This is a genomic window from Lactiplantibacillus pingfangensis (genome assembly GCF_005404945.1).
GTDB lineage: Bacteria > Bacillota > Bacilli > Lactobacillales > Lactobacillaceae > Lactiplantibacillus > Lactiplantibacillus pingfangensis.
Window position 1 is genome coordinate 1 of sequence record NZ_BJDG01000048.1, and the last position, 7,374, is coordinate 7,374.

9 protein-coding genes are annotated in these 7,374 nt (G+C 45.3%); 4 read left to right on the top strand and 5 right to left on the bottom strand.

Translation table 11 applies throughout. From position 1 onward, the window contains the following. Positions 1–112: 112 nt before the first annotated feature. Positions 113–433 carry a hypothetical protein gene (locus FFM74_RS13245; RefSeq protein WP_137627099.1) on the bottom strand — a complete coding sequence of 107 codons (321 nt, stop codon included), beginning with the start codon at positions 431–433 and terminating at the stop codon, positions 113–115. Positions 434–587: 154 nt separating this feature from the next. Between FFM74_RS13245 and FFM74_RS13250 the strand changes: the two genes are divergently transcribed. From FFM74_RS13250 to FFM74_RS13260, 3 genes are all read left to right on the top strand, one after another. Continuing rightward, on the top strand, positions 588–920 hold the full coding sequence (locus FFM74_RS13250; protein WP_137627100.1) for a hypothetical protein: 333 nt from the start codon (positions 588–590) through the stop codon (positions 918–920). 21 nt (positions 921–941) lie between these two features. Next, positions 942–1,250 (top strand): DUF960 domain-containing protein, encoded by a 309-nt coding sequence (locus FFM74_RS13255; RefSeq protein WP_137627101.1) that lies wholly within the window; start codon positions 942–944, stop codon positions 1,248–1,250. A 154-nt stretch (positions 1,251–1,404) separates the two neighbouring features. After that, positions 1,405–2,130, top strand: a complete 726-nt coding sequence (locus FFM74_RS13260; protein WP_137627102.1) for a DUF1003 domain-containing protein — start codon at positions 1,405–1,407, stop codon at positions 2,128–2,130. A gap of 5 nt (positions 2,131–2,135) precedes the next feature. Here the strand turns inward: FFM74_RS13260 and FFM74_RS13265 are convergent, their stop codons facing one another. Beyond that, positions 2,136–2,993: a DUF368 domain-containing protein gene (locus tag FFM74_RS13265; RefSeq protein WP_137627103.1), complete on the bottom strand. Its 858-nt coding sequence runs from the start codon at positions 2,991–2,993 to the stop codon at positions 2,136–2,138. A gap of 247 nt (positions 2,994–3,240) precedes the next feature. Between FFM74_RS13265 and FFM74_RS13270 the strand changes: the two genes are divergently transcribed. Continuing rightward, positions 3,241–4,590: an amino acid permease gene (locus FFM74_RS13270; RefSeq protein WP_137627104.1), complete on the top strand. Its 1,350-nt coding sequence runs from the start codon at positions 3,241–3,243 to the stop codon at positions 4,588–4,590. A 17-nt stretch (positions 4,591–4,607) separates the two neighbouring features. Here the strand turns inward: FFM74_RS13270 and FFM74_RS13275 are convergent, their stop codons facing one another. From FFM74_RS13275 to FFM74_RS13285, 3 genes are all read right to left on the bottom strand, one after another. Further along, the gene (locus FFM74_RS13275; RefSeq protein WP_137627105.1) at positions 4,608–4,964 is read right to left on the bottom strand and encodes a hypothetical protein; all 357 of its coding nucleotides are present in this window, start codon (positions 4,962–4,964) and stop codon (positions 4,608–4,610) included. Between the two features lie 130 nt (positions 4,965–5,094). Beyond that, complete coding sequence (locus FFM74_RS13280) at positions 5,095–6,690, bottom strand: L-lactate permease (RefSeq protein WP_137627106.1); 1,596 nt, start codon at positions 6,688–6,690, stop codon at positions 5,095–5,097. A gap of 24 nt (positions 6,691–6,714) precedes the next feature. Next, positions 6,715–7,323, bottom strand: a complete 609-nt coding sequence (locus FFM74_RS13285) for a hypothetical protein (RefSeq protein ID WP_137627107.1) — start codon at positions 7,321–7,323, stop codon at positions 6,715–6,717. Positions 7,324–7,374 lie beyond the last annotated feature (51 nt).

Below are 7,374 nucleotides of genomic sequence, written 5' to 3' on the forward strand. Positions count from 1 at the left end.
CATAAAAAGTGCATAAAAAATCCGTTGCCAGTAACCAAGATTGGTCTTGATTACCAACAACAGATATTATAGAGCCACTTATTTTTTATGAGTACAATTAAGTCGTGAAACTTTAGTTGGTTGCGTCAGTCGTACCTAGTTTTGCCTGAATGGCGTCAATCAGTGGCTGCCGTTGGTCTAAATTGTCGTCACATTCGAAGAACGCCCCCAAGGTCTGGCTGAGGATCTCTTTACCCGTGTCCATATAGCGACAGTCGTAACTTGTGAGTGAATAGTGGGTGGCATCATCAATACGGGCCACGACACACCCCTGAGCGGCCTTATGACTTTCATCCGTAAATTCCACGGCATAAACGATGCAGTCATTGTGTTTGTTGGCCTGATAAATTTGAATACTCTTCGCAATATTATCCGCAATATCGGTTAATTTCATTTTCGACACCTCATTGCAAAGTATAACGATTATCTGTGCCAAACGCTAGTCTTAAAATAAGCCTCGCACCGGTTCAAATGCACGCAATATGGTATGATAATAACCGAAGAGACAGGCCAAAATGGTCTAGTGTAATAGAGTGGAGGAATGTCACGTGCAAAATTTAATTCCTGGTGATATGCTAGAGGTCAATCAAAAATTACAGTGGGAACGTGAGACTGGCCTGACTGCTGATGAAAGCAGTGTGATTCACGAGGCGGTCTTAGCTGGCACACAATATTTTGTGGATGAAGCCCTAGAAGGCAGCTACTGGACGGTCAAATGGGATGCCAAGCAGCAAAATATTGATATTTATGGGATTAATGCCAAAGTTGTTGGGGTAATTAAGCCAACTGGTACCAGTTTAGAAGCCGACTTTCGCAAAGATTCACAAGGGCTATTTGTTCGGATTGAAAAAGAAGTCGCGGTGGTCGTTCGCGATAATTAGGTTAGAAGTGAGGTGGCAACGATGTTTAATCAAAATGCAGAGCGGTACGCAACTTTTGGCTTGGTCGCAAAATTGCCAAGCGAGGTCATTGATGGTATTTGGGGCGTGATTGATCAAGATCTACGTGGTGTGGTGGCATTACCCCGTGTGATTCAGTTTGCCCTGATTGCTCGGCATGGTCGCGTGACGGTGGTCTTCGATGACCATCAGGAGTCAATCTTTGAGTTCGACTTGCCGTTTGATTATCAGCGCAGCTTTCCTGAAACCATTGCTGTTTTAGATGATGGTGAAAATCAAACGATGATGTTGATTGATGAATTGAATGCGTAAGGGTTAAAGCGTTTGGAACGTTCTCAAACGCTTTTTTTCTGTCCTGAGTTGATCACGTGGGTTCGTTTGCTCAGTATGCGTTACTTAGCAATTCGTCGTGTTTAGCCGAATTAAGGCCTATAATCGAGGCAGTTAAAGCAAAGGGGTGAGTCGAATGCCAAAAACTGCAATGTGCTTAATCGATCACGCGACTTATGATCTGGTGGATGGGATGACCTTACAGGAGTTAGATCAACAATTGCAGGCTGCTATTAAACAAGCGAATCCAACTGCTAAACCGACCTCGTTTATTTGTAGTGAACATTTAGTTGGTTATCGGATGCAGAAAATGGATCAGATGATTGCCAAAGATTATCAACAAAATAAAAAAATTAATCAGCAGCTGACCCACATCATGCAAAAAAATCGCTATCAAGTTGTCGATGTTAATCGCCAATTAGAAAACTCGTTGACGGTTGGTCAACGAGTTGCGGATGCCGTCGCGCGATTTGGCGGGAGCTGGGCGTTTATTATCTCATTTTTAAGTGTGATGCTAGTCTGGATGCTATTAAACGTGTTGCCCTTATTTGGCGCACACTTTGACCCATATCCATTTATCTTATTGAACTTATTTCTGAGTATGGTGGCAGCGATTCAGGCCCCGTTAATTATGATGAGTCAAAATCGAGCCGCAGAATATGATCGCTTGCAAGCGGTGAATGACTTCCGGGTGAATTCAAAATCTGAGGAAGAGATTCGGGTGCTGCACAAAAAAGTTGATCATTTGATTCAAAAAGATGAACCTAACATGTTGGAAATTCAAAAAATGCAAACCCAAATGCTAGGAGAGATTCAGGCTCAAGTTAACGAATTACGACGGTTACAGGCGCGTCAACACTGAACAGCCTATTTGTATTTTAACTCTAGTCGACTCATCCAGTAGCCCAGCGCAACCCCAGCAATCAATGCCAGACCACTGTAGACGATCGTCATGGGCGTTGCACCGGCATAGGAAATACTTTCAGCGGCTTTAGGATTGGGGACTAAAATCAAAATGGTACTGGCAACGACAATGCCCAAAATAAAATGGTAGACGCGCGAATGGAAGCGTTGAATCAAAAGTTCCATACCTTTAGAAAAGAGCACCATAGCTAAGGCCCCACCGATAGCGATTGGCAAGTAGACGCCGAGCAAATTAAATTGTTTGAATCCAGTTAACATCGGCGTAAATAACCCTAAAATCAGCAGTAGGTTTGAAGGACTTAGTCCAGGGACTAACACGCCTAATGCTATTAGTACACCGGCAAGCACAAAGCCACCGAAATTAGCCGGAATTTGACCAAAAATATCGCTCATGAAAAATAACAGGGTGCCGCTGATTAGTAAGGTGCCAAAAAACCATAAGTAATCAATAGTATCGCGTGGGGTTTTGGCGCTGGCTGTTTGTGTCAATGCTGGTAGCGTCCCGATGATGGCGCCCGCAAAGCCCCATAACAGGATCACTTGTGCGTGGGCAAGTAAGTATTCGAGCGGCGCGGATAGCAACGCAATGCCGACAATCCCACCAAGGCCAACCGGCACAAAGTACCAAAAATCGCGTTTGAAATTTCGGCGAAAATGCGCCATAAAGCCGAGTAAGCGTTCATAGATACCTAAAATTGCGGCTAAAACGCCGCCAGAAACACCAGGAAGAATAAATCCGAGCGCGATGATCACGCCTTTGAAGAACCGTTTCAAGACACTGTCGGTTGGTTGAGTTTGCATAAGTAAGCTCCTTTAAATTTGAGGTCAAAACTGGTTGCACGACTTGTGCCGACTTAACGCTGTTATGCCAAGCCGTAATAGGTCTTCTAAACATAACAAATCTGTGGTCTGAAAGCAATTGAAAACGATTAAAGGCGTCGTTACGGCTAGAATTAAGGTTGCCCGTAACGACTTTTTAGCCTAGAATAGGCTAATATGTAATTAGCAATTAATTCATTAAAATAATCACCAAGAAAGTTGAGGACTTATGGAAGATCAACAGCTGGCACGAAAGTTAAAACGTCGCCACGTTCAAATGATTGCGCTCGGTGGTGCCATTGGTACGGGATTATTCTTAGGCTCTGGCGCAGCCATCAAGCAAGCTGGCCCCTCAATATTGTTAGCGTACGCCATTGGTGGGTTCTTTTGTTACTTGATGATGCGCGCATTAGGTGAGCTCCTATTATCAAATACGAAGTTGCATTCTTTTTTGGAGTTTATCAATCTGTATTTAGGCAAAAAGTTTGAGTTTGCCATTGGTTGGACCTACTGGTTATGCTGGATTAGTCTGGCAATGGCCGATTTAACGGCTAGCGGCATTTATATTCGCTATTGGTTTCCTTGGATTCCACAGTGGGTAACGCCACTCGTGATTATTCTAATTTTATTAGTCTTCAATCTCTTATCGGTCAGTGCCTTCGGTGAATTGGAATACTGGTTCTCAATGATTAAGGTCGTCGCAATTATTGCGTTAATCGTGACGGGGGCAATTCTGATTGGTTCGGCCGCTCATGTCGGCGGTCAGACGGTAAGTATGGGCAACCTGGTCAATCACGGCGGCTTTTTTCCAAAGGGAATCAGTGGTTTCTTGACCTCGTTTTCGTTAGTCATCTTTGCCTTTACAGGAATCGAAATGGTTGGGATTACCGCTGGTGAAGCTGAAAATCCCGAAAAGGAATTGCCACGTGCAATCAATAGTCTGCCAATTCGGATTTCATTTTTCTACGTTGGTGCCTTGTTCGTGATTATGTCAATTTATCCTTGGGATCAGATTACGACATCGCAATCGCCATTCGTCCAAGTGTTTAGTGACGTTGGCATCAAGGCGGCAGCTAGCATTATTAACTTTGTCGTGTTAACCGCGGCGCTCTCTGCTTGTAATAGTGCCATTTTCAGTACTAGTCGGACCTTGTTTACGTTGGCCCATGGTCAAAATGCGCCTAAATGGATGGGAAAGGTCAATCGGTATAACGTGCCCGCACAGGCATTATTCTTCTCATCAATGATTTTACTCGTGATTGTGGTGCTGAATTACGTGATTCCAAGTACCGTCTTCACGCTGATTTCAAATGTGGCGACGACTAATTTCATTATCGTATGGTGTTCACTATTAGTTTGTCATTATGTGTATAAAAAAACGACGGATTCTAGTCGCAATCCATTTAAATTACCACTGTTTCCAATTTCAAACATTGCCACACTGGTTTTCTTTGTCGCAGTGACCGTGGTATTGTGTTTCGACAGCGTAAACCGCTGGGCGGTCATTGGTTCGATTGCTTGGTTTATTGGCCTCTTATTAGTTGAGACCGGGATGCATCGACATCAACAAAAAGCTTAATCAAAAACGCGTCAGAATTAATTTTCTGGCGCGTTTTGCTGTGGCTGTGTTAACTGTTGAACGATTGTGGTCGTCGCCTTCAGCAGAATTTGATCATCGGTGAGCGATAAACAGTGATGTTGTTGCCGCAATTCTGGTGTCAGTGCCGCATAGACCGCGGCTGCCGTCAGCCAAGTTGTTTCGTGGTCATTGGGTGCGGCGTGCAACAGCTCGTAGCCGTCACTAGTATCGACATAGACTTGAAAGCCGATGCCTAGTTCGGCCTGTAAGCGATTGGCATAGCGTTGATAGAGTGCGCGGTTGGCGGTCGCATCCGTCGTTGGGCCCAAGAGCCGAGTGCCCAACTGGAGATTAGGAACGAGCATTACTTTCATGGCAGCCATCCTCCTAAGTTAATTGCATCATTAAAATACATTCTAGCGTAAAATGATGCAAATTTCAGAATAGCTGTCTGAAAAAACAACCGATTCCGAGTTGCCAGTTTAGCAACTAGAATCGGTTGTTTTAGATGAGGACCGTTAAGACGAGACCCGCAAGCCCAATTAAGGCCGCATAGCCCAACGCTGGTAGAATCGTTTGACGTAAAATGGCGCCTTCTTGACCATTCAGGCCGACGACCGAGCTGACTGCGACGATGTTGTGAACACAGATCATATTACCAGCCGCCGCACCGATCAGCTGTGCAGCTAAGACCACTGCTGTATTTAAGCCGGCATTGGTTGCGATGTCTGCTTGAATCTGCGCAAAGGTCAAGGTTGAAACCGTCGTACTGCCAGTGACAAAGGACCCTAATTCACCAAGGAATGGGGCAATGATCAGCCAAATGCCGGTCAAATATTTAGCAACAAATTTGGCGATATACATTGGCATACTTGGCAGATTGCCTGAATTTAAGCCAGAGTTGGTAAACACCTGAACCATAATCAAGGTCACGACCAAGGCCAGAGCGGTGCCGCCCATGGAACCAACGACTTTTTTAGCCGTTGGCACTAATGGCCGGAGCGACCGAGCCTGAACCAATAACCCAATGATGGCGGCAAGTGCTAAGATCGTCCCGGGTGAGTAAAGAAATTCCCAGTCAGAGTTGATCGTCTTGAAACCTAAAATGTGTTGCCATGATAAGTTTAGCGTTGACGTCAGTAAGGTTTTGAATGGTTGCCAAACGCGTGTCGCCAGTAGCAAGATCACTACTAGCAAATAAGGAAACCAAGCTTGTAACAACGGCATTGTCGTTGTTGGCGTGTCACGACTGGCGGATGGCGCACCGGAGACTTGCCAAGGGTGATTGCGAGTCGTCGCTGGTAAGAGCCAATGATAACGGATGCTGACAATGGCAACAATTAAGGTTCCCAATGGCGCAAGAATCGAAATGAATTCATAACCAATTAGCCAGGCACTTAACAAGGCAATACTGCTATATACCAAGCCGATTAAGAGGGCCCAAGGTAAGATGGTCAACCATTGTTTGAGCCGCTGAGTTTTAGGGCCGAAACCCATGATCAAGATGAAAATCAATAGTGCCGGCATTAATGCGCCGACGAATAAATCAAGTTGGGTAACCCGCAAGCCAATCAGATTGAGGCGATTGGCATTTTCCGTGACGTTGCTGAGACCAACCGTTAATGGTGTCCCGACTGCGCCAAAGGCTGCCGGCGTTGAATCGGCAACTAAGGCCAAAATGACGGCAGCCATCGGTGAAAATCCCAGTGCAATTAACAAGGGGGCCGTCACCATCGCCGGGGTACCGAAGCCAGAGACACCTTCAATTAAGCCACCAAATAAAAAGGCAACGAGCACCGTTTGTAAGCGCATGTCGGCAGATAATGCCTTAAAGCCTTGGTTGATCCGGTCGATAGCGCCGGTTGCGCGTAAGCTGTTCAGCATTAAGAGGGCCCCAAATAGAATCCAAAGAATGGGCAGGGACTTGTGTAGTGCTTGCAAAATGGAAGCGCCAAGCACGGCCGGTGATAATTGCCAGAATAGGTAGCCGGTGATGATGACGACGACGGCGCTGATACTCATACCACGAGTGGCTGGCAGATTGAAACCACCCAATAGAATTAAAGGTAATAGAATTGCAGCTAGAGCCACAAAAATCATAAAACAGCCTCCTTAGTGGGACAATTAATGCGACGGATGCATAGGTTTAAAGTACTGCTGACCATAGATCGTCACGATTGAAAGTAGCAAAGAGATGAGCAGCAGTGGCCAAGCCACGCCATGCAAGTAAGTCAGTTTTAAACTGTCCCCACTTGGATTGAAAAAGGCCATTAATTTAAGCTTTTGCCAGACGCTAACGGTGACAAGTAAGGCAAACAAACATAATTGGCAAAGTAAGCCACCGTATGTTGAAAAGCGATATTTGTTAATAATCGCTAAATCGGGATCAGCCTCATCAGCAGTATAAACACTGTCATTGATGTCGGGATTTTCAAAGCCGACGTATAGGGCAATCAATAGTAACCCAATTAAGTATAACACGGGAATCGTTGTGAAAGCCAGCAGGTGACCAAGAATAAGTCCGCCTTGCGCCAGTTGCTTAGACCGGCTGCCATTTTGACGACCGAGGGCATGATAGAGTGGTGAACCGCCTTCAAAACCAAGTAAGTAAATTGCGAAGATGATGTACATCCCATTTTTACCGAGGACAAAGACCCCGAAAAAACTGTTAAAGAGTAAGACAAGACTGACTAAAAAGCCACGGTTATGAAGTGAACCCTTAAAATTGGACAAATTGTTAAGCTGCTTTTTGAACGGCGAGTTCTCGGTATTTTACCGGGGGCT